We start from the raw sequence: 25987 nt of genomic DNA, 5'->3' as shown, positions 1-25987 counted from the left end.
CGGAAACGTCAGTATCCTTGTGGACGTTGAAAAAGCCTTTGAAAACGTAAAACTGAAACAGGTAGTATTCGTTTATAGCAAATATATTTATACAGATAATTATGTAGCAAGAAAATTTCTAGACAGCGAGTTTATTCGTACAACAAAAATACCCAACGGCCTTGTACTGAAATATAATGCCTGGATATGCGATGTTTCTCAGGAAGAGTTGGACATAGCAAAAAACTTGAATGTGGAATGCGTTTATATGAGAGCTATTTCAGAAACAAAAAGAGGTGTTGGACTTCAAAAATATCTTTCTCCAGAAGGGGATTACCCTGTCATTGGTGGAAAGAATATTTTCAGATACGGCAGCAAGGGAGTAAAAGGTTATTTATCAAAGGAGATTCTTAAAAGCGAACGAAGTAAATTAGCCTTTACGCAACAACCGAAAATTATTTCACAAGACCCCGTGGCTCATATTCAAAATCCGACTCCACGTATCATGATTACTTCATTTTTTGATAGTACCGGTAAAATTATTGGTTTAGATACTGTCCAAAATACAATAGTTACCAACAAGGAGTTTGATTATAAATAGTGTTTGAACGAAAACGCACTTTTTTTGAAAAGTATCGGAGTAGTTTTGCACTTACGAAAATCTTTTCTTACCATTTGACGCCAGACTTTTGCAAGAGGTAAGGGTCTTTTACTCTTTTTTCCTGTTTTCTCTTCATTTTAGACTTGTCCGGAGATAGCGTCCCCCTGTCACGCTGTTTCTTTCAGTTTTTTAGGCTACCCTTCTCAACTTCTTTTGCTTCTTTCGTGCCTTCTCCTGAAGCTTGTCATGAGTTTATCGAATGACACGTTCCCCAGTTTGTGTAAATTCGCAGCTACTATTCCCAGTGCACAGTACCTTTTAAATCCCTTCAACCCTTTGTCCAGACACCTGTCCAGGCCGTGATGCTCCAGGCGATTGATGTCCGATTCCACTGCCGAGTGCCTATGTCTGAGCTTCTGAAACGTTTTACCCGACTCCTCTGCCCGTTCCTCCTGGTTCTTCTTTCCCTTCTTCGGCATGATTACCTCAGGTATATATAATTTTAGCAATTCCTTGTTCTCTCGCTTATAAAAACCTTTGTCAAAACTTATGCTCTCTATCGCATCGTCTCCAAATCGATTCAACAACCTCTCTGCCAGAGGTATTGACAACGACACATCCGCCTGTCTCTCAACAACCTGATGCTCCACGATAAAACCCCATTGATCACTTGCCACCAGAATATTATGCCCCAATTCCACCCTCTTGTTTGCCTTGCCCTTGGAAAGCCACTCCGTATGCGGCTCAAATAACGAATACACCTTCTCTCCCACCGGTATCTGCTCACCCCTGATCACCCTTACTTCGATTAACTCAGTACAGGTCTCTCCACCAGGTCTCTATGCTTATTTATCATCCCGTGAAAATACTCCAGTCTCTCTATTTTCACTGCATACGCATCCACCTGGTTTGTTGATAGCGCCCTTTCATAGATTGCCAACATACCCGCCTCTATCTTTTCACTCAAACCCCTCGCCAATTCAAGATAACTCTTCACCCGTTCCTTCGATGTCTCTTCCTTATTTCTTCCCCCTCCAAATAATGCCTTCGTACTGATCCTCATCAGCCTCTTTAACTCTCTCCTCCAATAGTTACTCTTGCGCCAACCCTTCCCCTCCAGAAGTCCTTCTCGTATTGCATCCTCTATCACGTCCAGACTCTTACGTCCCGCATCCCACAACAAGTTCACATCCGTTGGAAAGTGTACATCGCTCTCCAATACATACGTATCTGCCTTAATACGCAGTCCTTCGCCTTTTTTTTTAACCAACGGATACCCCGCTCTTACCACTACCTCATTGATCTTGTTGAGGGTCTCCTCATCCAATAAACTTACATTATCCCTGATACTCTGCAGGGAAAATCTCTTACCCTCTCCCACTCTTGTCCAAATTAAGTTTTTAAAGATGAGCTCTGATTTGGTATAAGAGAGTTGGTATGTAAAACTCATTAACCAAAGGAGGGCTCATGGATGAATAAATTTTGTAGCATATTTAGTCAGTTGTTGCAATTGTTTCCTCGTTCAGAGTTTTATCGGGCGGTAAAAGAGACCAATGCAGAATATCATGCCAGAGGGTTTTCATGCTGGGAGCAGTTTGTTTCCATGCTGTTTTGTCAATTGGGTCGAGCACATTCTTTAAGAGAAATTACGGGCGGTCTCAGGAGTTGTGAGGGTAAGTTGACACATTTGGGGATTACTGCACCGAGTCGTTCTACACTTGCGTATGCCAATGAACATCGTCCGTGGCAACTTTACCAAAAGGTTTTTTTGAATCTGATGGATCAATGCCGTGATAAGTTTTCAGGAAAGAAAAAATTCAAGTTTAAGAATAAGTTGGTCAGCCTGGATTCCTCCACCATTGACTTGTCCCTGTCACTTTTTGACTGGGCAAAATTCCGCCGTACCAAGGGGGCAGTTAAATTACACCTTATTCTTGATCATGACGGTTATCTTCCTTCTTTTGCTGTTATCACAGAAGACAATGTTTCAGACGTGAAGGTGGCGCATCAGTTACACTTTGATCCTGGTACCATTGTGGTAGATGATAGAGGCTATAACGATTACAGCCTCTTTGGCAAGTGGACGGCCCAAGGCGTCTTTTTTGTCACCCGGATGAAGAATAATACCCTGTACGAGGTTGTCAAAGAACAGGAAATTCCCAAGAACAGTCATATTCTCAAAGATGAGATTATTCATCTTACCGGAACTCAAGCAGATGAAAAGTGCCCGCATCCTCTCCGGCGGATAGAGGTTTATAACCCTGAGAAAGACGAAGTCCTTGTATTTCTTACCAATAATATGAAATTGAGTGCTACAACGATTGCTGCCATATATAAGGATCGCTGGCAAATTGAACTGTTTTTTAAGGCACTCAAACAGAACCTCAAGATAAAGACCTTTGTGGGAACCAGTGCCAACGCGGTAAAAATTCAAATTTGGACAGCACTCATTGCCATGGTGATCCTGAAGTATCTCCAGTTGAGCTCAAAGTTCGCATGGTCTCTTTCCAATTTGGTGGCTCTCTTGCGTATGAACCTCTTTACGCACCGAGATATTTGGGCTTGGCTCGATAAACCATTTGATATACCACCTATCCCTTACGAACCGAGACAATTGAGTTTCAATTTCTCTTAATTCGGACAGCATTTATGGTAACATGATTTTAAAAACAGCAAAAACTTGTCCAAAATATCAATAAATTCAAGGCCTATACTTGGACTTCTCAGCTAATTTGGACAGCAATGACCCTCTCCAAATTCTGTCTCTACTCCCAGGATCTGCCACAATTCCATCCCATATCTCCCCGTCTTTTTCTTCCCCTTGAGTACCTTCCCCTCTAATATCCTGAATACCTCCTCGTTCAATTCCGGGGTGATGTAGATGTGTTGCAATGCCCTCAAGATCGGCGGTAGCTCATCCCGACTCTTTAGCGGTAGTTTTACTTCTGAAATGGATATGACTCCAAGCTTCCTCTGCTGCTCAAATCGCTTTCTCATCTTCTCACGAATGTCCTTTAGCTATTTTGTTTATGCATCGAATGTGAAGACTCTTTCACCCAAGAATCCCTTCATTTTCGCCATATTTTACCCCTTTACCCGAAAATATTCAATGACTTTCATGCACATGTTTCACCATCTTCTCCTTATTTTACAGGGATTTGGTGGCTTTCCGTTCAGACACTACATAACTATCACGTGCAGAATCATATTGAAAATTACTGTAGTGATACCGGTTTTCCTCTTTCTCGTACTCTCCCGACTTGTATTGCTGAAAATTACTGTCAGGCACATATCCCTCTATTTCTTTTTGCTCTAAATACTCATAATTTGCATAATTTCCATATCCACAATCTGCCACCGCCTCTTTGACTCTCTCCTGGGTATTTGACTCTGTCTGCTCTATAACCGGTTTCAATTGATCATGGTCGTTCGCTTCCGTTACCGATTCCGCTGCTACGATAATACCGCTCTCCGTCACTGACGCCTGACAAGTTGTACCCGGGACGTATGTCTTTACTTCCACCAGCTTTCATATGATTGGCATCCCTATCCGTAAGATTGATCTTCTCTTTCCCCTCCTCCTCCTCCTCCTCCTTCATCACTCACCCTGTCCTGAGCTTGTCGAAGGGAGCGCCTCTTCTATCTTCTTTTTCAGGTAGGTACGGTCTGATAATTTCTTCTGTAATGCCTCTTGTTCATGGTCTATTCCTTCGATTAACTCAGGACATGTTTGCAGGTGTCGTCTTCTTGTCTGTCAATCGCTTCTGCTTCCTGAAATACGGCAGCTATCTCCTTCTCTATCCCTGCAAGCCATTTCTCAAATCCCGCACGATCCTTCGTCTGCTTTGCTGATGCATTCCCCTTGATCTTTGTCCCATCCATCCTTCGATAAACTCAGGACACAGAGTATATCTTTCCTACGCGGGTATACCCCAACTTACTGAATATCCTCACGATATCCACGAAATACTTCTCTATCGCCCTGAGATTATTCTTGCGGAAATCACTAATCGTTCGATGATCCGGTGTATAACATTGCATAAGATAATGAAATATGTGATCACTCAGACATCTCACCTCTATCTTCCTGCTACTCCGTACCCCGGTTGCATAACCATAAAAGAGCACACTTAAGAGCAACTTCGGATGATAGGTGCGTTGGCCTACAAAAGAATATTTCGCCTCTATCGCTTCGGTATCTAACGAAAAGACCACCTCTCCTTCGATAAACTCAGGACATGTTTGACTAATCTGCACAGATGGTCTTTGGGTATTACCGTTTCGACGTAATCTAAAAACGCTTCGGGAGTAAATCCCATCAGGGGTTTCTGAAATTCATGGAATGGCTTAAATTTTGCCATGTGGTTGATTCTCCTTGTTTGAGCATCTTCTGGTAAGAAAAAAGCGGTACGGTCGGTTTACTCAGTAAAATGGGTGATTCAAGGGAAAGTTTTAACTGTTTGATGTGCTTTTGCTGTGGTGCTTTCATTGAGTTTTATTATAGCATTGCACTTCTATTTCGCAACTGTTTTAACCCATTTTTTATGGTTTTATGAAAGAAAACCAAGGCGCCACATTCTCGGACAACCTGCAAAGATTTGACCCCTTTTGCACTTCTCTTTTCTTGAGTCTAGCGTCTGAATTCATCGGCCTGCGCGACTTTTCGCGCAGGTTCGAATGTCGGGTAAAACGGTGTTGTCATGTGGTCTTATGCTGCCCAACGCAATAAATCAGCCGCCGCGTTTTTTGTGGTCGGCTGGATTTAATTGTTAGATGAGTGAATTTCACTAAATTGTTCTACCGGAACAATTAACTCTTTTTTCACCTTTTTCCCATGTGAATAAATAGAGAAAAATTCTTTTTCAATTTGCTTTAAGACACTTCCTTTAAAATACTGTTCACCACAAAATTCACATTGTTCACATGGAACATCATTCACGATAAGGAAATTATCATTATATCTATATGTATATTGAACCTGAGCTTTTCTTAAATTCTTATTCCCACAAAAATGACAAACTTTCATAACATATTAACCCCTTTCATATAGATTCTTAAATTTTGGAGGAGATGGAATATACACCGTTATAATTGTTAACTCTTCATCATTTGTTTTTCCACAAACAACGTGAATGGGTTTGCCAAAATTTGTAAAACCAACTACCAAACAACTTTCGCCTCTTCCCGTATCCAAATATTGCTCTAATATCATACCATTAAGTATTGCTTCTTCAACTTCTAATATCGTAAGGTTATCATTTTGCCTTTCTTTGTCTCCGTGTCGAGAGAAATAATATGCTTCCTTTCTCACTTTATCTTGTATCCACTTTATATCAAACATATATGTGATTGCTTGATTTATAAATTTTCACCTAACAATGATTACACAGTCTGTATAAACGGCCTGCAGCCCATCGACTGGACTTTGGACTACGTGACCTCCTTTATTCAAGACATGGGTGTAGATCATTATTGTGCTAATGCTAACGCCTTTGTGTCCAAGAAGTTCCTGAATGGTGCGGACATCATAACCAGCCGCAGGCAAATGCATGGCAAAAAGCGGACAAGCAAATTAGTATCTATAACAACCTTTTTGCCGCTTTCCACCCTGAGCAACTCTCTTTCCCACAGACTTTTTAGTTTTTTTTCTTATCTCGCCGTGGTTCTCTTCTGTATTTATATTTTTTCACTACTGTCCGGACGTTTAAATAAATATTTGTTGTAAGTATTATAATTCAAGAGAGATACAAGGAAAAAAGAGCGTAATCGATTTGAAATTCAAAGTATACTATAGCCATTCTATTCTTCATAAGAAACAGAAAGGAATGGCTCATGAATATAGGAAAAACTGTTTTCTCACAAGTAATCGATTTTTTACCCATGCATGAATTTCGCAAATGTGTTCAGCGTTATGAAGGCAATCACAAAGTAAAAAGCTTTTCATGCTTTGATCAATTTCTCTGTATGGCATTTGCCCAATTAACCTACAGAGAAAGCCTCCGGGATATTGAAGCCTGCCTGCGCTCGATGCAGGAGAAACTCTACCATATGGGAATTCGTGGTAAGGTTTCTCGCAGTACTCTGGCGGATGCAAACGAGAACAGAGACTGGCGTATGTATGCTGATTTTGCCCAAGTATTGATTCATAAAGCAAGAGCGCTCTATAGTAATGATGAATTTTGTATAGACCTTGATCAGACCGTTTATGCCCTGGATTCCACAACGATTGACTTATGCCTTTCCCTTTTTCCCTGGGCAAAATTTAGAAAGTATAAAGGAGCTATAAAACTGCATACTCTCATGGATTTGCGCGGCAGCATTCCTTCGTTTATCAAAATTACAGATGGTAAGGTTCATGATATAAACGTTCTTGACGATCTTATTCCAGAACCGGGTTCTTTCTACGTAATGGATCGTGGGTATCTCGACTTTGCACGGTTGTATAACCTCACCTTGTGCTTGGCATTCTTTGTTATTCGCTCCAAAACAAATCTCAAATTTCGGAGAATCTACTCACATCCGATTGATAAATCTCTTGGTTTGATATGCGATCAAACCATAGTTCTTTCAAATACTGACTCAGCAAAAGATTATCCGGAAAAGTTACGGCGAGTAGGCTATTACGATGCTGAAAATCAAAAAAATCTTACTTTCTTGACGAACAACTTTTCCCTTCCCGCCATTACCATTGCTCTCATTTACAAATCTCGTTGGCAAATTGAATTATTTTTCAAGTGGATGAAACAACACTTGAGAATAAAAACATTTTACGGTACTTCTGAAAACTCTGTAAAAACTCAGATATGGATTGCAATCTCCGTTTACGTGCTTGTTGCAATTATCAAAAAGCGTCTCAATTTAGACATGAGTCTCTACACAATTTTACAAATTTTGAGTATTACCCTATTTGAGAAAGTCCCTATTTTACAGGTACTTACAAATTCTGATTACAAAAGCGAAACATGCTTTCCTTATAAGCAATTGCCTTTGTTCAACTTATAACCGGACACTAGTGATATTTTTTAACAAACCTTTAAAATCACGAAGGGTTCTGGCAGATTTAATTACAATTTTGTCGTTTTGCTTTTCAAAGATGACAACATTTCCTTCCTGTACATTTAAAAGCTTCTTTATTCCTTTTGGTAAAGTAATTTGGTCTTTCGAGGAGATTTTTGATGTCAGTACCACAATTACCATTCTCCTTACTAAAATATTTATCCTTACTGGAATTCTAGTTACAACAATTTTATTAGTCAAGGAATTTTGAGGTATGAAATAAACAATCAGCATATTGCATCGAGTAATGCTTTTCCTGAATGCAGAGTAGCGGGGTCAAATCTTTGTTATCAATAAATATGTCATTTTAAAAGATTTGACACTAATGGCTTCCCCTAAGGATTTCCCCAGGGATAGGCACCTTAGCACATTCCTGTGCCCTGCCTTGTGCTAATTTTGTGCTAAAATCAATCGAAAAATAATGTAACTATTCAGCGAAACGGATGGTGAGAGAGAATATTCTCTCAGAATAGTTAGGAGCCGATAGGGAAAACGGGCAGACGGGAAAATCCCGAGGGGATGACATGATTATAGAAAGAGAAAAACGCACCATAACATTCAACCCCGTAGAGGTGAAATATCGAGAAAATAATGATACCATGCCACCCCTACAGGGTTAATCGTCATTGCATAACGATATGCTATAATAATGACATCCCTTCGGGATTACAGAATCAATATTTTGTTCACCCATAGTGTTTGTGAGCGAAAGTACGCTGAATAGTTACAAAAAGAATAGGATTAATTGAAATGAATAGAATTGATATAGCGCCAACAATACCTTAATTTTCAAGGCAAAACAGAAAACCAGTCCAATATCAGGGACCTAAGAATTTCTACTATTTCACACTTGCAGATCGAACCAGACATCTTGCCATGAACTGCAACCGGAATAGTTGAATTTAAAAATTCCTGGTTCAGGCTACGAGCCGGAGCCAGCCGTAAAGAATGTCCGCCATGTAGTTAGACAGAACCTATGGGAAACAGGAGATAATGGTTTACTTCATTAGAAATGCATTTCTCTGATAAAAACCCTCTCAAACTCAGGGATCCGGGAAAGTTCCACTACCTGAGCAGTCCTGGCAATCCGAACTGCATCGTCTACCAATCTCTTGTTTAAGAGCACCCGAACAGCACCCTCCAGGCTGGAATTGCCCACAAAAGAAATCTTTGCATTTATAGCCTCAGGCAAAAGACCAATGCCAAAAAGGCTTCTTTCGTTCAGATGGTAGCCAAACCCGCCTGCGATGATGATTGTTTTCAGTTCCTCTGCCTTAACGTTACCTCTGGCAAGGAGGATTTCAACCCCTGCCCTGATAGCGGCCTTTGCCAGTTGAACCTGCCGTATATCTTCCTGAGATATTGACACCGTATCCGTTAAACGAAAATGACGTTTTCCATCGTTTTCGTAGAGATTCTTTTTATACTTTATCGCAGTGTTGTGCAGCGGCTTCTCATTTGTGCAAACGTCTTTACATCCCCCTTCGTCCCCCTTGCCAGGGTGGATTGGGTTGCGGCTTTGCAGTGTTATGATCTTCTCATTATCATGAGCCTGCAAACGTCCCCCGGCGCTTACAAGACCCGTCCTGACGAGTTCCGACACCACATCCAAAAGTCCGCTCCCACAGATTCCTCTTGGCTGGCTTCCACCGATAATATCCAAAGATATTTCTTCTTCAAATCTGACGTGTTCAATGGCGCCTTCACCAGCCCTCATGCCAGAACTTATAGTCATTCCCTCAAAGCAGGGGCCTACTGCGGTGGACGATGCAATTATTCTGTCGTTCAGGATAAGGGCAATCTCGCCGTTAGTGCCTATGTCGAAAAAAAGCGCTGGTACTGCCAGGTATTTTATGTCAATGGCCAATAGCCCGGAGACAATATCGCCTCCAACATAGGCAGAGATGCATGGGAAGGTTGTTACCGGAGCGTTTGCAGCGATATCAAGGGAGAGTTCCTGGGCTGTAGCAACACTGGTATCAAGGGTTTCTGCCTGGTATGGATACTCACCGATTCCTTTTATCTCCTTGTTTAAGAAAATGTGCTGCATCGTCGTATTACCAGCTCCGATGATTTGATAGATATGCTCAGGCCTTATCGACCTTTGTGAAGATAAAACCTGTGTCAAAAAATTAACGGCAGAAATAAGTTCCCGGTGCATGCTGCCAAGTCCGTCCTTTTGAGCAGCAGCGTACTTTATCCGTGACATGACGTCGTGGCCGTAATATACCAGCGGATTGAGCGCAGAGGAACTTCCCAGAATTGCACCGCTCGTAAGGTTAACCAGAGATGCTACCAGGGTGGTGGTTCCCATATCTAAAGCGATTCCATAGACATAATCTTTCGTATTGCCGCTTTCCTGCAAAAGCAGGCCACCGTTATCATACACCCTTGTAAAACAAAGACCATATTTATCATGCAGCAACTCTTTCCTGATCAAAGGATCGATACGATATGCTTTGTTGTCCCCGGTGTAAAAACCTTCAACGATCTTGAGCGCCTTCCTTTCTTGTTGTGGACAGACAACCTCAAGATCGGTTTCTACCAAGGTTTTGCAGGCAAGAACCGTCTCGAGAAGCCCTTCTTTCCGTATCTGCACCAAATCTCTTCCGCATTTCCCTGAACCGCCACAGGGGGCCTCAACGTCAACGCCAAGACTCCTTGCCGCTGCCAAAATGGTAATTCCTTTTGGTACGAGTCCTTCGATCCTCCAGGAAGAGAAGGTTATCTTGACGTTTTCAGTCATAAGTTTATGGTAGATAAAATTCCTTTTTAGCTATGCTGTTTTTGACAGAGACCGCTTTTCATCATAAGATCAAACCCACCCCTGAATCCCCGACTGTGAGAGGCTAGGGGTGAGTGGGTGGCATAATGAAAAACTTTGAAATTCCTATGCATCAAGTTATGTCCCCGGTTACAAGGTAGCATAGACAAACTTGTTTGTCCATGGTGTTTGAACATACACACGGATTTGGAATATATCACACTGACAAACAAAGTTTGTCAGTGCCACCCGGTAACCCGCTTAAATACAATGAAAATCCTAAACATCAAATTATGCCTGTAGTTTAGCGGACGTTGTTTTCGCCGTGTCCGTCATAGCCCTGATATGTCTGACCGGCGTTTTAGCGCTCAGACCACAGGCAGGGGCAAGGATATCGACACCGAAATCCAAAAGGTTCTTTGAAACCGTTTGAATTTTGTCAACAGGCCCATTTTGCAGGAGGATGGCGCTTATATTACCCATTAATTTTTTCCCGGGAATTGCATTCCTCATCTCTTTTATGTTTACCACGGAATCCACACTGATACATTCCGAATCGAGTTTTTTGAGTAATTCTTGAACGGGAGCTACATTTCCACATATATGCACGATAACTGGCTTACCCAGCATATGTATTCCGGCTATCATTGCATTCAGATACGGAAGGGCAAATTCGTCAAACATTCTGGGTCCAAGTATTTCCCCGGTAGCAGAAGGATCTGATATTACGATAAGGTCAGCGCCGTTACTGATAAGCGCCTGACCATACCTGATGCTGTTGTCATTTAGAAAACCAAGCATACGGTGGACTTCTTCAGGCTCACGCCTGAGCGCCCTGAAGAGCAGGGTTGCGTCTATCAAAGAAGATGCAAGGCTTAACGGACCTACAAGGTTTCCTATTACCGGGATATCCGGACGTCCTTTGCTCAGCAGTGAAGTGCAGGTGAGAATGGCAGGAAGGCGGCCATCTTTGTGAGGGTTTAACGCCTTTAAATTCCTCCACTCTTCAACAGATTCCAACGGATACTTAATTATATGAGGCTCGGTAACCTCGTCACCATCTTCCACTTCGCCGCCGAGGGCCTCGGCCTCTACCGTCATACAGAAGGGTATGCCCAGGTTTTCAATCCCCGCCTCATCGTGCATGGCAATGGAAAGTGCCGCCATCTTTTCTGCATCTCTATGTACCGCCGGCCACCGGCAATTCGTCATCTCCATAACTTCTTTGCTTGCCATGGTCATCATGCCTCCCGGAGCGATAACCGGCGGCCTGTCAACCTTCACATCGTGAAGGATTTTCAGCAATCGTTCCTTTTCTGTCATAACCCTGCGTTTCTCCGCGTAATTCCACCTTCTTATGTAACGTAAGAAATTCGAACTTATCTTTATATTCCTTCAGTCCTCCAGCCCAATCCAAACGAAATATCCTGCCTGTTTTTTTACGTGCCTTTGGAATCCTCCGCCTCTTGCCGTGGCTACACCAATCACCGGCCCCACTCTTGATGGGAGGGATCCGGGGAGGGTGAGATAAGCAATATCTTCTTATTACTCCTCATACTCCCCTGAGTATTTTTCGAAACCTCGTTATTCCAGAATCCCCCTCACTATCTTTTTCTCTGAAATGCTGACCATCGCCAACTTCTACTATGATCTTTTTTCATAACAAATAAAATCCGCTACATAGTTACCCATAGATTCTTGTCTTCGTAACAATTTAGTTCTTTAAAAAACCCTCTGCATGAATAATGCTAACTTAATAAGGGCAGGTTTGAAACCTGCCCCTACACTGCATGTAATAGCCGGTTTTTATTGGAAATATTCAAAAAACTAAATGGTTACTTGTCTTCTAAATTTAAAACCCTGCGGATTTGGAATATATCACACGGACAAACAACGTTTGTCTGTGCCACACGATAACCTGTTTAGATAAAATGAAAATTCCTATGCAACCAAGACTGCGGTTGTAGAGCGGCGAAGTTCGTCGCCCTACAGATAAAAAGCCATTGAAGGCCTAATTGAAGCCAACCGGAAGTCGTGCAAACTTCCTGCCTGCCTCAAGAAAGGCAATGATATTCTCATGCGGTGTCTTAATGGGCACCTCGCATCCTGTAGCCAAGATGAATCCTTTGGGATTATCAGCGGCCTTTGTTATACAATCCTTTACCATCGTGGTAATGGTCTCCGGATTTCCACTGAGCATGCCATCCGCAGGGCTGATATTTCCCATAAGACAAACCTTGTCCCCTACCAGTTCTTTTGCTTCTTCCAGATCAATAGCGTCAACACTGAGGATATCCGCCCCGCTCTCAGCCATGCATGCGATTACCCTTTTTATCTTTCCGCAGATATGAAGCACACCGGGAAGTTTATGAGAATGGATGTGTGCATATACTTCTTTCAGGTACGGCAGGACAAAAGCCCGAAAGTGATTTTCACTTATCATAGAGCCCGTGGCAACCGGCTCAACAGCCACAGGCACACCTCCTGCTTTTACATAGGCATCGACAAGATTCTTCACCGACTGGGTAGTAACTTTCATTACGGCATGAACCAGTTCAGGGTCAGTATAGAGTTCTTTGATAAAGGTCTCTGTTCCCCGCAAGGCAGCGGATGTCGTAAATGGAGCCCCGATGACGGGAACAATAAAAACCTCATCTCCAATTGCATCCACGCATCTTTTTATGGCTTCCAGATATACGGGAATGCGACCGTCCTTTTCCGGGTTTACCGGTTTAAGCTTCGTGATGTCTTCTCGTGACTGCAGAAATGGGGTTTCTACCTGTGGGGCATCATCCTCGGGGAAATACATCCTGGTGCCCATGGCCTCTGCCACGGTAGATGTAGTAGAAAAAATATAGACGATATCGTGGCGGTACTTTTTAAAGCAGGCGATGTTGGCGTCTCCCATGTTTTTACCGTCTGTGCAAAAACTTCGTACCGGAAGATTTAAACTTCTGGATGCAAAATTCAGGATCAGGGGGCTTACGAGAAGCCGGTCGGTATCCTTCCCCTGGAGCATTGCCAGCATCCTCTCTTTTGGTGTCATTTCATCAGCAGCGTTCATTGCACCCCTCCTTCATCTTTCTCACACTTACGAATTCCGGAGTTTTAAAGATTAGTGGCACTTGAATGGTCTGAAACAACCCTTTTGCAACCTTAACCGCTTCGGCTGCATTCTTTGCGTATCCATCAGCGCCGATATTTTTCGCAAATGCCGGGGATATGGGACCCCCGCCAATCATGATCCTGGATGGAATCCCGGCTTTTTTCATATCTTCAATTATCACTTGCATACCATCCATCGTTGTGGTCATGAGAGTAGAAAGGCAAACAAGATCGGCGTTTAGCCCTCCTGCAATATCAATAAACTTTGCATAGGGAACATTTCTCCCCAGATCGTGCATTTCAAATCCGGCATTATCCAGCATGATCTTTACAAGATTTTTCCCGATATCATGGGTGTCACCCTTGACGACGCCAATGACCGCCTTTTTCTTATTCGGCGCCGCCTCTTTGGGAAAATGAGGTTTAAGCATTTCAATGCCTGCATACATAGCGTCAGCGCAGAGGAGTATTTCCGGGACAAAGTATTCCTCGTGCTCGAAGAGCTCGCTGACCTTATCCATCCCCTTTGCAAGGCCATCCGTTATTGCCTCATAAGGATCAATATGAGAGCTTATTGCCTCGGCAGCCGCCTTACTGACACGGGCGATATCCATATCAATCACGGCCTGAGCCAAGTTGTTTAAAATATCAGACTTTTCCACAGACACCTCCAGTTTATTATTTTAAAAACAAATATATCCAATGAACTATTGGAAAAAGGGCGGCGTCTTTCCTGCAGGGTTATTATCTGAGACGGATAGAGGTTGGATTTCTTACCGAATGATACATAGAGTTGCGAGACAAAAGATGGTCTTGCAACTTCAGGAAATGTGCTAAGAGAGGATCATTGTGAGTCCACACCTTATCCATCGAACCTGGAAATGGCACCGCCACTTCAGTATGTATGCTCACCCACACCTGAGTAACATGTGCTTTCCTCCGAACATGGCTGGACTCCTAAAAAGATACTGTAAATTACAGGAACAAACTCACAAGCGTAGCGTTTCACAAAAATGTCTACATATGTTATTGTCACTGCGAACAACAGCGAAGCAATCGTAAGTCTTTTTAAATATCAGATTGTTTCGTCGCTCCACTCTTCGCAATAACAATTTTCTTTTGGCATTCACTACCTATCCGACAAAAGCTTTCTCCATGCTGCAGGAGAAAACGGGGATATTTCGTTCCAAGAGAAGACCCTCCTCTTACGGCGAGTGATGTCTACCGAAAAATACCTGAAATAAAGTGCTCGATGAGACGGTGTCCCTCCCCGATATGAAGACCGGAGGCACGGGCATTGGTTTCACTGTACGGAAGCCCTATACCCTTCTCTATACCGGAACCATAAGCCACAAAGGGAACCGGTTCAGGGGTATGTGTCCGTTTAACAATAGGCGTGTAATGATCCGGAAGCACCAGGATTCGCAGGTCTCGGAATATGTTTTTTGCTTCAAGAAGGGGCCCGATTATCTTGCTATCAACCTGTTCAATAGCCAATATCTTTTCATGCACGTTGCCTTCGTGTCCTGCCTCATCGGGAGCCTCGATATGAACCAATACAACATCGTTGGTTTCCAGCGCCTTGACGGCATATTGCCCCTTATTGGTATAATTCGTATCAAGGTAACCGGTAACACCAGGCACCTGGATGATGTCCCATCCCAGATAACAGGCAATACCCTTAATCAAATCTACGGCAGTAATGACGGCGCCCGTGAGATGAAATCGTTCTTTGAATGTGGGCATTTTTGGCCGATGCCCCTGTCCCCATAGCCAGATCATATTTGCAGGATTTTCTTCCAGGTCGATACGTACCTTGTTAACATCGTGATTCGACAGATACGCCCGGGAACGTTCCATGAGATCGATAAGAATCTCGCTTCCATTTCCTTTCGGAAGATGCTTTTGAATTGACTGACCCATAATGTCATGGGGAGGGAAACACCTGGCATCCATTTTTTGAGCGCCTTTGTATACCATGATATGGCGATAGCTCTTGCCGGTATAAAATTGAATACTATCATTGCCAAATTTTTCGTTCAGGAGTTTGATGAGCACTGATGCCTCATCGGTTTTTATATGACCCGCACAGAAGTCCTCCAGAACATCTCCGGTAGCAGTAATAAAGTTACACCGGAATGCCCAATCGTCGTCGTTGAGTTTGATGCCAATACTGGCAGCTTCAAGGGGTGCACGTCCTGAATAGTATTCCCTGGGGCTATACCCCAGTAAGGTAAGATTAGCAACGTCACTGCCGGCGGGAAACCCATTCGGTATAGTTTTGACAAGTCCAAGCTGTCCGTTTTGTGCAAGAAAATCCAGAAAAGGGGTACGTGCTGCTTCCACAGGCGTTCTGCCGCTGAGTTTGTCTATGGGATAATCTGCCAGCCCGTCGGGAACAACAATACAGTATTTCACAAGTTCACCTATTCTTCTACACGGAGAAATTTTGTGTGGTCTTTTATTACATCAAGTTGCTGAATCTCCACAAGCGCCTTTTGCAGATTGCCTTCTTCTGCAAGGTGAGTCATCATTACCAGCGGGACATTACCGGCTTCCCTGGCCTTGTGCTGAATAACCGAGGCAATGCTGATCTCATATTTTCCCAGAATACCGGTTATTTTTGCAAGCACCCCAGGCTTATCGACAACAGAGAACCGCAAATAATAACACGTCTTAAACTGCAGGGCGTTTGCGATAGGAAAACGCTCAGAGCAGCCAGAAAAAGTTTTCATGGCGGCAAAGGTAATCCCTGCTCTTCCCAGTGCAACATCTACAAGATCTGCAACGACGGCGCTGGCGGTTGGCATTTGACCAGCCCCCCTGCCATAGAGCATTGCATCTCCCACCGCACTCCCGGTTATGCAGACAGCGTTAAAGACGCCATGTACTGAAGACAGGGGATGTTCATGAGGAAGGAGAGTGGGGTGAACGCGAAGTTCGATCGTGTTTTCCCCTTTTTTGGCGATCGCCAGGAGCTTTAAGGTATATCCCAGTTCGCGTGCATACCAAATATCAGACAGATCCACCGTGCTAATACCTTCGTGATAGATACTGTTATAATCAAAGTCAACCCCAAAACCAATCCTTGCCAAAATAGCAAGTTTGTGCGATGCGTCTATGCCTTCGACATCCATCGTGGGATCTTTTTCTGCATAACCAAGCTTCTGTGCCTCGGCAAGGGCATCGCTATAGGTAACCTGTTCTTTGGTCATCTTGGTGAGGATGTAATTGGTCGTTCCGTTTACAATACCACAGATGGATTCGATTCTATTGGCAATAAAACCGTCTCTCAGGGCAGCAATGACCGGTATCCCTCCGCCTACACTTGCCTCAAAGGAAATGCTTTTGCCATGCTGCCGTGCCTTCTGAAAGAGCTCTGAGCCATGAAGGGCTAAAAGCATTTTGTTTGCTGTTACGACATCTTTGCCATTTTCAAGGGCTAAAGTAATAATTTCTTTCGCGGGGTGCAATCCCCCGATCAGCTCTACAATAATCTGTATATCCGGATGATTGACAAGTTCCCGGGCATCAGCAGTAAAGAGGACATTCGATGGTATGTTTATTTTGTTTTTTGCCTCCGGGTTGGAATCGGCAATACCTTTTAATACCGGTATGCAATCAAGTTTTTCCAGAAGGGGCGAATTTTTTTCCAGAAGAATTTTTGCTACTCCTGCACCCACGGTTCCCATACCGACGAGTCCAACATGCAATGCTTTCATAAATTCCCGGTTCCTTTATAACTTCACCATCAAGCCGTACCGAAATACAATGCTTGAAATCTCAATACAGCAGATATTTTCCTCATATCATGAAAAGTTCTACTATACCGAATAAAATTGTTTATTGTCAATAGATTTTGTAAACGAAACGTCTGGTTTTATATCCATAGGTTGATTTTCCTTGTAATGTCCTGCGAGGTCTGTTACATTGTTACGCAAATTTTATTCACAGCGGCTTCGGACAAGCGTTTTCGGAGTATATGGTAAGGTTTAAGCAAAGAGATATCATTTCCATCAGACATTTCAACAAAGAAGAATTATTATATATCCTCGATCTGGCCAAACAGATGGAACAGATGGACAATACGGAACTCCTGAAAGGCAAAGTGCTTGCCTCTTTATTTTTTGAGCCTTCGACACGGACACGGTTAAGCTTCGAATCATCCATGAAACGGCTGGGAGGTTCGGTAATCGGCTTTGCAGAATCAGGGGTTTCTTCGGCTGCCAAGGGCGAATCTTTAAGTGATTCTATAAAGATTGTGGAGGGTTATTGCGACATCATCGTGTTAAGGCACTACCTCGAAGGTTCTGCACAATTAGCGGCAGATGTTGCCACTATACCGGTAATCAATGCCGGAGACGGTGCGAATCAACACCCAACACAAACTTTTTTGGACCTTTATACCATTCAGAAGACCAAAGGGACACTTGAAGGGCTAACGATTGGATTCTTGGGTGACCTGAAGTACGGCAGAACGGTACATTCCCTTGCTTATGCCTTGTCGCATTTTGGTGCAGAAATGTATTTTATTTCACCACCCAGCCTGCAATTGCCAAACGATTTTATCGATGTGCTGAAAGACCGTAAGGTAAAATGCCATGAAAACGAATCCCTCAGGGGAATAAGCAGGCGGCTTGACGTAATTTATTGTACCAGGATACAAAAGGAGCGGTTTGCAGATCCGGTGGAATTTGAAAAGGTGCGCGGTATCTATCGACTAAGCAGGGCAATGCTTGAAGAGGTTGGCATTAAGAATGACTTAAAGGTGTTACACCCTTTGCCACGGGTGGATGAAATGGATGACAGCCTGGATGCAACAGATTTTGCCGTGTATTTTCATCAGGCACGCAATGGAGTTCCTGTAAGGAAGGCTATATTGGCAGCCGTTTTGGGGGCTATCGCATGAAACATCTGGACGTTGCGGCAATTAAAGATGGCTCCGTGATTGACCACATCGACAGCAAAAGCACTCTGAAGGTTGCGGACCTTTTACATATTCAGAATGAAGAGCAGGTCGTCCTTGTTGGCATAAATTTAACGAGTAAATTTTTAAAGAAAAAAGGAATTATCAAAATTGAAGGTAAAATTATTGACCAAAAAGAGGCGAACAAAATTGCCCTTATCGCCCCGAATGCAACGGTCAATATCATCAAGGATTACGAAGTTGTTAAAAAATTCAATACCGTAATTCCGGAGATCATCGATGGCATTGTGAAGTGTTTTAATCCCAATTGTGTAAGCAACCATAACAACATAAAAACCAAACAACATGTGGTAAACAAAAATCCGATACGATTACAATGCCATTACTGCGAACGTATTATGGGTGCAAAAGATATCGTGTTGATTTGAGTTGAAGGCGGAAGTGAAACTGGTGCAAGTAATTACTGCAGTACAAGCTTTGAAGCAATACATCAGGGTATTGAAAGAACGCCGTTCGACGATTGGTTTGGTGCCAACGATGGGTGCCCTGCATGAAGGGCATCTGAGCCTTGTCCGGCAGGCCAAGAAAGAAAACGATGCGGTGGTGGTGAGTATCTTTGTAAACCCTCTGCAATTTGGAAAAAATGAGGATTTTTCGCGATATCCCAGGACGTTTGACAATGATTGCAACATCCTTTCTCAGGAGGGAGTAAACATCGTATTCAATCCGGGTGCATCGGAGATGTATCCGGATGGATTTTGCACCGCGGTAATTCCTGAATCCCTGGAAGACAAGCTCTGCGGGAAATCACGTCCGGGCCATTTCCGGGGTGTTGCCGTCGTTGTGCTGAAACTCTTCAATCTCATACAACCGGACGTTGCCTATTTCGGGCAAAAAGACTTCCAGCAAACCGTGGTGATCAGGAGAATCGTTTCCGATCTAAATGCCGGTGTTACGATAAAAGTACTTCCGACGATCAGGGATCAGAATGGGTTGGCCCTGAGTTCCAGAAATGCCTATCTTAGCGAAACGGAAAGGAACGATGCCCTTTGTTTATATCAGGCGTTGATAAGGGCGCAGTCTCTGGTAAAGACAGGTATTGTAAATACGGAAGAAATGGTAAGGGAAATGGAGAAAATTATTTCCCAAAGTAAGTCTGCCACGATTGATTATATTTCCGTCGTTAATCCAGAAACCCTTGAGTCCGTGCAAAAAGCTCAAAGCGGCGATGTTGTCGCCCTGGCAGTCAGGATTGGCAAGACACGACTTATTGACAATGTAATTCTGACGATTTATGAGCAACCGATTTTATCAGATACCTGAAATCTCAAATACACTATTTGGCGGTGATGTTAAACGGTTGCCTTCTGTTGATGAATTGTTTGAGTTGGAACTAGCTAATTTAGAATATCACATTTTGAATAAAGATGAACTCATAGAACGAAGCGCTTTTTTCACTATATAATATGGAAATGCAACGAAACACTTTAAACCTAAATCCAGCGACAACGAGTGAAAGCAAGAATTTGGTGAGCGAAAGCGACAAAAACAATACCGAAAACACCTACCAGGAGCATGCTCAAGACCACATCATGTACCTGATGCATAGTCGATATTTCCCTTCATATCTGACATCTGTTCGTGATTATCCTGGAGGCTGTCAGCCTTACGCAACGCCGTATTCTTTTGATGCGCTTCTTCCGGTTTGGTTTAGGCACCATCAGGTTCCGTATCCAGAGCAACAAGTTATAGATCAGTTGTGCGCACAACTGATACACTCCGTTTGCAAGAAACTCGCCTGCCGGAAGGTGGCCGGAAAACTTATTCGTAAACTGGCAAATTCTTTTCTCATTCGTTCCCCGCTTCGCATGGGTCTTCATAAGCTTCTGCCAGGCATTCTCAGTCAGTGCCTCAAGATAGCTTCCCCCTACAAAGGTGTTGGCAGAAAGAGCCAGAATATACCCAGGTTCTTGATTCCCATACTCTCTTTCCTTGACACGAATATGATTATCCAGTATCTTGTATATGATATAAGCCTCTGCCATCACGTAATGAGGCAAAAGTTTTGTGTGGATGATCAAGGACTCATGGGTCACTTCCAACCGTATCATACGACCAGGCCGAATACTCAGGTGAAGACCCTTTTTAAGCTTTTTCGAAATCTCAGTTTTCACCTTTTGCATGAATTGGCCTTCTATGGATTAGCACCTGTCTTTGTCAATAAATGTATGCCTTCCATGCTTTTTTCAATTATTATTTTCAAGTTATGTCTTCGGCTACAGGGTGGCATGGACAAACTTGTTTGTCCATGCCACCCTGTAACCCGCTTAAGTAAAATGAAAATTCCTATACAATAAATTTATCGTTGGATCAAGGTCACGGCTTAACAAGAAATTTCCCGAGCGGATAAAATTCAGAAAGAAGTGATTCGTGTGCCAGTTACACCATAGAACAAAATCATGAGGCGTTTGTTTACGGCCTTCCACGGAGACCGTTTTTATAATAAAGCAAAATTTTTTTTACCGCTCATTGCTGGGCGAGAATGTGAAGGAAGCATAATGAATGTACTATTGATATACCCTGAGTTCCCGGATACATTTTGGAGTTTCAAACACGCACTTAAGTTCGTACGCAAAAAGGCCTCCTTTCCGCCACTGGGTCTTCTGACTGTCGCCGCGATGCTGCCGGCAGAGTGGTCAAAGCGCCTGGTTGATGTCAATGTGGCAAGGCTCACGGATGAGAATCTGGCATGGGCGGATTATGTGTTTATCAGCAGTATGGTGGTGCAAAGAACTTCGGCGCAACACATCATTGCACGTTGCAAGAAAGCTGGCGTCAAGGTGATTGCCGGCGGGCCTTTATTCACGAGCGAGCACGAGCAATTTAAGGATGTCGATCATTTCGTACTTAATGAGGCAGAGCTAACCCTGCCACCCTTTTTGGAAGATCTAAGTAATAATTGTGCCAAGCGTGTATACAGCACATCCTGTTTTGCTGATATTCGCGAGACACCGGCACCTCTTTGGGAGCTGGCCAACCTGAAACAATATGCCTCGATGAGTATACAATACTCGCGGGGTTGTCCATACCACTGCGAGTTTTGCAATGTAACGGCCTTGTTTGGGCGAAGTCCGCGCACCAAAACTACGGAGCAAGTTATTGCTGAGGTGGACAGTTTCTATCGCCTGGGGTGGCGCGGACCGGTGTTCTTCGTAGATGATAATCTCATCGGAAACAAAAAAAGACTCAAGGACGAATTGCTTCCCGCTTTAATCAAATGGCAAAGCGAACATGTGCCGATACCATTTAACGCGGAAGTCTCCATCAACCTGTCCGACGATGAACCTCTGATGCAAATGATGTCCGAAGCGGGCTTTGATACGGTTTTCGTCGGAATTGAAACGCCGGATGCTGATGGCCTGGCAGAATGTAACAAAAAGCAGAACAAGAACCGCAACCTCGTTGAAGACGTAAGGCGTATTCAGCGGGCGGGACTGCAGGTACAAGCAGGCTTTATCGTGGGCTTTGACAGCGACACGCCATCCATTTTCCAGCGGCAAATTGATTTTATCCAGAAAAGCGGAATTGTGTCGGCAATGATTGGTCTGCTTCAGGCCCCGGCGGGGACAAAGTTATATGAACGTCTGAAGCAAGAAGGACGATTGCTTGGACAGATGTCAGGGGATAATGTAGATGGCACAACAAATATAATTCCTACTATGGATGCCGATATTTTGAGGGATGGATATAAAAGGATTTTGAGACACATTTATTCTCCTGAAAGCTATTATCAGCGTATAAAGACCTTCTTCCGGGAATATAAGGCGCCTAAGATTAAAGTTCGATTTACATTTAATCATATACTGGCCTTATTTCGTGCCATCTATCATCTTGGTATTGTTGGTAATGGGCGCACCCAGTTTTGGAAACTCTTGCTATGGACGTCCTTTCATCGTCGTGAATTATTACCACTATCCGTTACCCTCGCAGTTTATGGATACCATTTCCGCAAGGTCAGCAAATTACATGTCCTTTGATCCTAAAAGGTTCGGCCTGATTCGGAGATGTAGAATGAATGCAAAAAGAAAGTAGACATTGCGGGCGAAGCAAAGCAATTCAGGTGCCGGGGATTGCTCCGGACTGTCGCCCTGGCAATGACACTTGCATGTATACGTATCTGTTACGTTTATCATCGATCGCCTGGTACGATTTATATCGGATTTGTGTTGATTTGAAAGCCGATTACCTTGATGACGGGTACGATATCTGCCACGTTGGCTTCATGACACCCGTACATCACACGGATGAACATGGGAGAGAATGTCTTTTCCGTGAGATAAAACCAAAAATCAAAAACCTTGATCCAAACACCGCCACAAAACGCATCTTCGGCTCACATTTTTATTGAGTTTGAAATCCCTTAACTTTAAATATCATTTGACTTATCCACTACTTTTGATTACATTAGCGTAGCGTTTATCCTATATTTTAATAAATACGTATTATTTTTTAAGGCGGGAAATTAAGAACTCTTTGGATAGTTACGCAATTAGGGCAGAAGGACTTACAAAGGTTTATAAAGATTTCTGGAGACGCAAAAGTACCTCCGCCTTAACAAATCTTAACTTAACGATCGAGAGGGGAGAAATATTTGGATTACTTGGTCCTAATGGGTCGGGTAAAACAACTACGATAAAATTATTTCTTGGCCTCCTCTTTCCCACCAGCGGCAAATCCTGGGTGTTGGGCTACCCTTCGGGTAATTTAACGATTAAAAGGAACATAGGTTTTTTACCGGAGGAGTCGTATTTATATAAATTTCTCACCGCCGAGGAAATTCTCGATTTTTATGCAAAGCTCTTTGATATTGAAAAAAAAGAAAGAAAACGGAGGATTGACGCATTAATCCATGAGGTAAAGTTGGATCACGTTCGCAAACGGCCACTAAGTCAATACTCAAAGGGAATGTTGCGAAGAATAGGGCTTGCGCAAGCCTTGATCAATGATCCGGAATTAGTAATATTGGATGAGCCGACGAGTGGTTTAGACCCCATGGGTAGCCGGCAGATGAAGGATCTTATTCTGGATTTTAAACGGCGAAAAAAAACCGTTGTTCTTTGTTCTCATTTATTAGCTGACGTGCAGGACATTTGTGACAGGATCGCCATCTTCAATAAGGGTGTTTTGCAAGTAGCAGGAACCGTAAGAGAGCTATTATCCCAAAACGATGCTATCGAATTTGTGATTAAAAATCTTTTTAATGACGACATTGAGGCAGTAAAGGCTTTTATTGAGAGTAGGAAGGGAACTGTTTTGTCCATCAAACATCCGTCATCTACCTTGGAAGATTTATTTATAAGCATTATTCAGCGTCGTTGACAGATAGCTCTTTACCCTGAAGTTCTGATGATTCGAACCATTGCTATCCATACACTTCGAGAATCATTTCGAAAGAAAACGCTCCACGTCCTGATTGGGCTCGGTATTCTTATTATGGCAATTTTGCCGGCTATCCCAACGACGGATGAGCCGGATGCAAGGATTAAAATGGCCATGGTCGTGTTCTTTCAGGTGGTAGTGCTCTTATGCATTACAGGAGTAATCCTTCTTTCTGCCACAGCATTACCGCACGAAATAGAGGACAAGACCATCTACGGTATTTTATCAAAGCCTGTGTCACGGTTAAAACTTGTTGCGGGCAAAATAACAGGCTTTGTCCTGTTATCCGCGCTCCTTTTGGTAATTTTGAGTTCGTTCAATCTCGTTTCTATTCAATACCGTGCATCAAATGTGCCGGAAGAATACCGCGGTATATTAAAGGCGAGGACGGAGTTTGCCGCATCGCATTTTTCTATTCAGGGCAAGTTGCACCATGCACGCCAGGGAATCGCATGGATTGCAGGGGGAAGGTCTGGGGTTGCACTGTGGAGTTTCTCTGATATTAAGAAAACCCATACGAATACTTCCGGTCTTGATGTAGAGTGTAATCTAAAACTCGAAAGTGATCGGGGGTTCATTGACACGATCCCCTTGATGATAACGGTAGAGGATGGAATTGTAGGTTGCGGAAAAACGGAAGTCAGATCCGCTCAGATCGATAAACCATTTGTATTGAAAATAGATCCTGAACGTGTCCTGAAGAATGATACTCTGAATATTTCGATTTTCCCCATCCTTCCCACGGATTATATTGGTGCTACACAAATGGATGTTAAGGTATTTTCGACCCAACAAGGTTTTGTGTCGAATTATGGAAAAGCCGTTATTATTACCTTTTTGAAATTTTTGCTGATCATATCCATTGCGGTAATGGGATCGACCTATCTATCGGCTCCGGTGAGTATTGCAGCAGCGTTTGTTGTGTTCTTATGCGGGCATATACTAGAATTTATCAAAGACTTCTCCTTACTCATTCAAGATCATCATGCGCATGAACATGCCGTACCCGGTGCGCTGAAAACCCCCAATATTCTTCTGGTTTATGTGGATCACCTTATCAAAAAACCTTTGGAATGGATTTGCTTAATTTTACCAGATTTTAAAAGATTTGATGGCTTGAAGTTTCTCTTAAAAGGCATCAACATCCCTTTAGAAACTGTTGTAGTTTCTTTTGGGTATGCTGTCGTATATGCCGGTATTTGCCTTTTTCTGTCCGCTATTATTTTAAAAAAAAGAGAGTTTTTCTAAACCTTGGGTCACCAAAAGAGGAACGTTTTTTTATTGCTTTTGCTGTGTGGTATTTTTTTGGTAAATGTATGGACTGCTTCTTTCCGCAATACATCGGGAGTCAGCAGGCCACGTTACGATCCAACGGAAAGCATTCCATTGCTTCTCATGGGAGGTTTTCGGGGAATTGCGGTAGATTTTCTCTGGGCAAGGGCCATTGCCCGGCACGAAGAAAAAAAATACTATGAACTTTTAACCGTGAACAATCTTATCGCCAAATTACAGCCGAATTTCCCCGCGGTTTGGGTTTTTCAGGCATGGAATATGGCATATAATATTGCCAGTGAATGGGATGCTCCGCAAAGCAAATGGAAATGGATATATTTAGGCTTAAACTTTGCAAAGAAAGGGGCTGTAAAGAATCCCGATAACGGAGACCTTTTCTTTGAGCTGGGGTATATGTATTTCCATTTATTTGATCAACGATTTTTCAAATATGCACCGTATTACCGTGAACAGTTAAAGAAAGAGGCGGGTGAAGACAATTACGAAGAGGCTCTTTATTGGTTACGGCAATCTCTTTTGCATACCCAGAAATTACGTAATGTTCTGGCAGTAGAAAGAACCATTTGCCATGTCTTGTGGCATGCGGCATTATGTGCTGAAAGGGAAGAAAACCTTGACATGGCGCTTCAATATTGTGAGTCAGCCATGCAAGAATGGAAAAAATATCATACCAATCATCCGGAAGATGCCTCGACCAATATCCCCGAGTTGATTCACATGATTGAGAAGAAAAAGGATTTTCTCCAAAGCATGTCAAAAAAAGACACGTGGTAGGAGTTATGGATACCTTGTAACTTAACAGAAAAAGATATAATTAGAAAAC

The 25987-nt window shown here is 43.1% G+C and carries 26 protein-coding genes and 3 pseudogenes; 11 read left to right on the top strand and 18 right to left on the bottom strand.

What is annotated here, in order from left to right:
• Positions 1-19 precede the first annotated feature (19 nt).
• On the top strand, positions 20-580 hold the full coding sequence (locus tag BIY37_RS00755) for a hypothetical protein (RefSeq protein ID WP_143299110.1): 561 nt from the start codon (positions 20-22) through the stop codon (positions 578-580).
• Between the two features lie 203 nt (positions 581-783).
• Here BIY37_RS00755 and BIY37_RS13745 read toward each other — a convergent pair.
• Positions 784-1967: pseudogene (locus BIY37_RS13745) on the bottom strand (ISNCY family transposase); the annotation flags it as partial.
• Between the two features lie 84 nt (positions 1968-2051).
• Between BIY37_RS13745 and BIY37_RS00740 the strand changes: the two are divergent.
• On the top strand, positions 2052-3215 hold the full coding sequence (locus BIY37_RS00740) for an IS4 family transposase (protein ID WP_070065932.1): 1164 nt from the start codon (positions 2052-2054) through the stop codon (positions 3213-3215).
• Positions 3216-3352: 137 nt separating this feature from the next.
• Here BIY37_RS00740 and BIY37_RS00735 read toward each other — a convergent pair.
• From BIY37_RS00735 to BIY37_RS14205, 9 genes and pseudogenes are all read right to left on the bottom strand, one after another.
• Positions 3353-3577 (bottom strand): annotated as a pseudogene (locus BIY37_RS00735) (ISNCY-like element ISCku10 family transposase); the annotation flags it as partial.
• A 151-nt stretch (positions 3578-3728) separates the two neighbouring features.
• Complete coding sequence (locus BIY37_RS00730) at positions 3729-4058, bottom strand: hypothetical protein (protein ID WP_143299108.1); 330 nt, start codon at positions 4056-4058, stop codon at positions 3729-3731.
• Positions 4000-4179: a hypothetical protein gene (locus BIY37_RS00725; RefSeq protein ID WP_070065929.1), complete on the bottom strand. Its 180-nt coding sequence runs from the start codon at positions 4177-4179 to the stop codon at positions 4000-4002. Before BIY37_RS00725 ends, BIY37_RS00730 begins: the two co-directional genes overlap by 59 nt.
• Before the next feature lie 115 nt (positions 4180-4294).
• Entirely contained in the window at positions 4295-4462 is a 168-nt protein-coding gene (locus BIY37_RS13285) for a hypothetical protein (protein WP_179129193.1), read from the bottom strand.
• Between the two features lie 12 nt (positions 4463-4474).
• Entirely contained in the window at positions 4475-4795 is a 321-nt protein-coding gene (locus BIY37_RS00720) for a transposase (RefSeq protein ID WP_070065928.1), read from the bottom strand.
• Positions 4780-4941 (bottom strand): hypothetical protein, encoded by a 162-nt coding sequence (locus BIY37_RS13740; RefSeq protein WP_230402397.1) that lies wholly within the window; start codon positions 4939-4941, stop codon positions 4780-4782. The genes BIY37_RS00720 and BIY37_RS13740 overlap by 16 nt, the downstream gene beginning before the upstream one ends.
• 401 nt (positions 4942-5342) lie before the next feature.
• Positions 5343-5606 (bottom strand): YgiT-type zinc finger protein, encoded by a 264-nt coding sequence (locus tag BIY37_RS00715; protein WP_070065927.1) that lies wholly within the window; start codon positions 5604-5606, stop codon positions 5343-5345.
• A 6-nt stretch (positions 5607-5612) separates the two neighbouring features.
• Positions 5613-5921, bottom strand: coding sequence for a DUF4258 domain-containing protein (locus tag BIY37_RS00710; RefSeq protein WP_070065926.1), 309 nt, complete (start codon positions 5919-5921; stop codon positions 5613-5615).
• A gap of 27 nt (positions 5922-5948) precedes the next feature.
• Positions 5949-6137: pseudogene (locus BIY37_RS14205) on the bottom strand (tyrosine-type recombinase/integrase); the annotation flags it as partial.
• A gap of 275 nt (positions 6138-6412) precedes the next feature.
• Here BIY37_RS14205 and BIY37_RS00700 point away from each other — a divergent pair.
• Positions 6413-7582, top strand: coding sequence for an IS4 family transposase (locus BIY37_RS00700; protein WP_080324752.1), 1170 nt, complete (start codon positions 6413-6415; stop codon positions 7580-7582).
• Here the strand turns inward: BIY37_RS00700 and BIY37_RS00695 are convergent.
• From BIY37_RS00695 to BIY37_RS00665, 7 genes are all read right to left on the bottom strand, one after another.
• Positions 7577-7777, bottom strand: coding sequence for an AbrB/MazE/SpoVT family DNA-binding domain-containing protein (locus BIY37_RS00695; protein ID WP_070065925.1), 201 nt, complete (start codon positions 7775-7777; stop codon positions 7577-7579). The two genes, BIY37_RS00700 and BIY37_RS00695, sit on opposite strands and share 6 nt — an antisense overlap.
• A gap of 865 nt (positions 7778-8642) precedes the next feature.
• Positions 8643-10382, bottom strand: a complete 1740-nt coding sequence (locus tag BIY37_RS00690) for an ASKHA domain-containing protein (protein WP_070065924.1) — start codon at positions 10380-10382, stop codon at positions 8643-8645.
• 309 nt (positions 10383-10691) lie between these two features.
• The gene (locus tag BIY37_RS00685; RefSeq protein WP_070065923.1) at positions 10692-11723 is read right to left on the bottom strand and encodes an MtaA/CmuA family methyltransferase; all 1032 of its coding nucleotides are present in this window, start codon (positions 11721-11723) and stop codon (positions 10692-10694) included.
• Positions 11724-12411: 688 nt separating this feature from the next.
• Positions 12412-13464, bottom strand: a complete 1053-nt coding sequence (locus BIY37_RS00680; RefSeq protein WP_070065922.1) for a uroporphyrinogen decarboxylase family protein — start codon at positions 13462-13464, stop codon at positions 12412-12414.
• Entirely contained in the window at positions 13451-14173 is a 723-nt protein-coding gene (locus tag BIY37_RS00675; protein ID WP_080324750.1) for a corrinoid protein, read from the bottom strand. The genes BIY37_RS00680 and BIY37_RS00675 overlap by 14 nt, the downstream gene beginning before the upstream one ends.
• A 553-nt stretch (positions 14174-14726) precedes the next feature.
• Positions 14727-15923 (bottom strand): cofactor-independent phosphoglycerate mutase, encoded by a 1197-nt coding sequence (locus BIY37_RS00670; RefSeq protein WP_070065921.1) that lies wholly within the window; start codon positions 15921-15923, stop codon positions 14727-14729.
• Positions 15924-15931: 8 nt separating this feature from the next.
• Positions 15932-17227 (bottom strand): homoserine dehydrogenase, encoded by a 1296-nt coding sequence (locus BIY37_RS00665; RefSeq protein WP_070065920.1) that lies wholly within the window; start codon positions 17225-17227, stop codon positions 15932-15934.
• A 260-nt stretch (positions 17228-17487) separates the two neighbouring features.
• On the opposite strand from BIY37_RS00665, the gene pyrB reads away from it, so the two are divergent.
• Genes pyrB through panC form a run of 3 tightly spaced genes read left to right on the top strand, consistent with a single transcriptional unit; the run spans position 17488 to position 19755 of the window.
• A complete protein-coding gene (gene pyrB, locus BIY37_RS00660; protein ID WP_070065919.1) occupies positions 17488-18414 on the top strand; it encodes an aspartate carbamoyltransferase in 927 nt (308 codons plus the stop codon).
• Positions 18411-18860, top strand: coding sequence for an aspartate carbamoyltransferase regulatory subunit (gene pyrI, locus BIY37_RS00655; RefSeq protein ID WP_070065918.1), 450 nt, complete (start codon positions 18411-18413; stop codon positions 18858-18860). Before pyrB ends, pyrI begins: the two co-directional genes overlap by 4 nt.
• 22 nt (positions 18861-18882) lie before the next feature.
• On the top strand, positions 18883-19755 hold the full coding sequence (gene panC / locus BIY37_RS00650) for a pantoate--beta-alanine ligase (RefSeq protein WP_070065939.1): 873 nt from the start codon (positions 18883-18885) through the stop codon (positions 19753-19755).
• Between the two features lie 299 nt (positions 19756-20054).
• Here the strand turns inward: panC and BIY37_RS00645 are convergent, their stop codons facing one another.
• A complete protein-coding gene (locus BIY37_RS00645; RefSeq protein ID WP_070065917.1) occupies positions 20055-20615 on the bottom strand; it encodes a transposase in 561 nt (186 codons plus the stop codon).
• A 375-nt stretch (positions 20616-20990) separates the two neighbouring features.
• Between BIY37_RS00645 and BIY37_RS00640 the strand changes: the two genes are divergently transcribed.
• The 5 genes from BIY37_RS00640 to BIY37_RS00620 all read left to right on the top strand — a co-directional run bounded on the left by BIY37_RS00640 (position 20991) and on the right by BIY37_RS00620 (position 25938).
• Positions 20991-22469, top strand: coding sequence for a B12-binding domain-containing radical SAM protein (locus tag BIY37_RS00640; protein ID WP_070065938.1), 1479 nt, complete (start codon positions 20991-20993; stop codon positions 22467-22469).
• A 38-nt stretch (positions 22470-22507) separates the two neighbouring features.
• Positions 22508-22840 (top strand): hypothetical protein, encoded by a 333-nt coding sequence (locus BIY37_RS00635; protein ID WP_070065916.1) that lies wholly within the window; start codon positions 22508-22510, stop codon positions 22838-22840.
• A 125-nt stretch (positions 22841-22965) separates the two neighbouring features.
• On the top strand, positions 22966-23811 hold the full coding sequence (locus tag BIY37_RS00630; protein WP_070065915.1) for an ABC transporter ATP-binding protein: 846 nt from the start codon (positions 22966-22968) through the stop codon (positions 23809-23811).
• 27 nt (positions 23812-23838) lie between these two features.
• Entirely contained in the window at positions 23839-25119 is a 1281-nt protein-coding gene (locus BIY37_RS00625; RefSeq protein WP_070065914.1) for an ABC transporter permease, read from the top strand.
• Positions 25120-25122: 3 nt separating this feature from the next.
• A complete protein-coding gene (locus BIY37_RS00620; RefSeq protein WP_070065913.1) occupies positions 25123-25938 on the top strand; it encodes a hypothetical protein in 816 nt (271 codons plus the stop codon).
• The last annotated feature ends 49 nt before the right edge of the window (positions 25939-25987 follow it).

Origin of the sequence: Candidatus Brocadia sapporoensis (assembly GCF_001753675.2) — a bacterium.
Lineage (GTDB): Bacteria > Planctomycetota > Brocadiia > Brocadiales > Brocadiaceae > Brocadia > Brocadia sapporoensis.
Note: the sequence above shows the minus strand (reverse complement) of the source record. Positions and strands in the feature narration are given on the sequence as shown.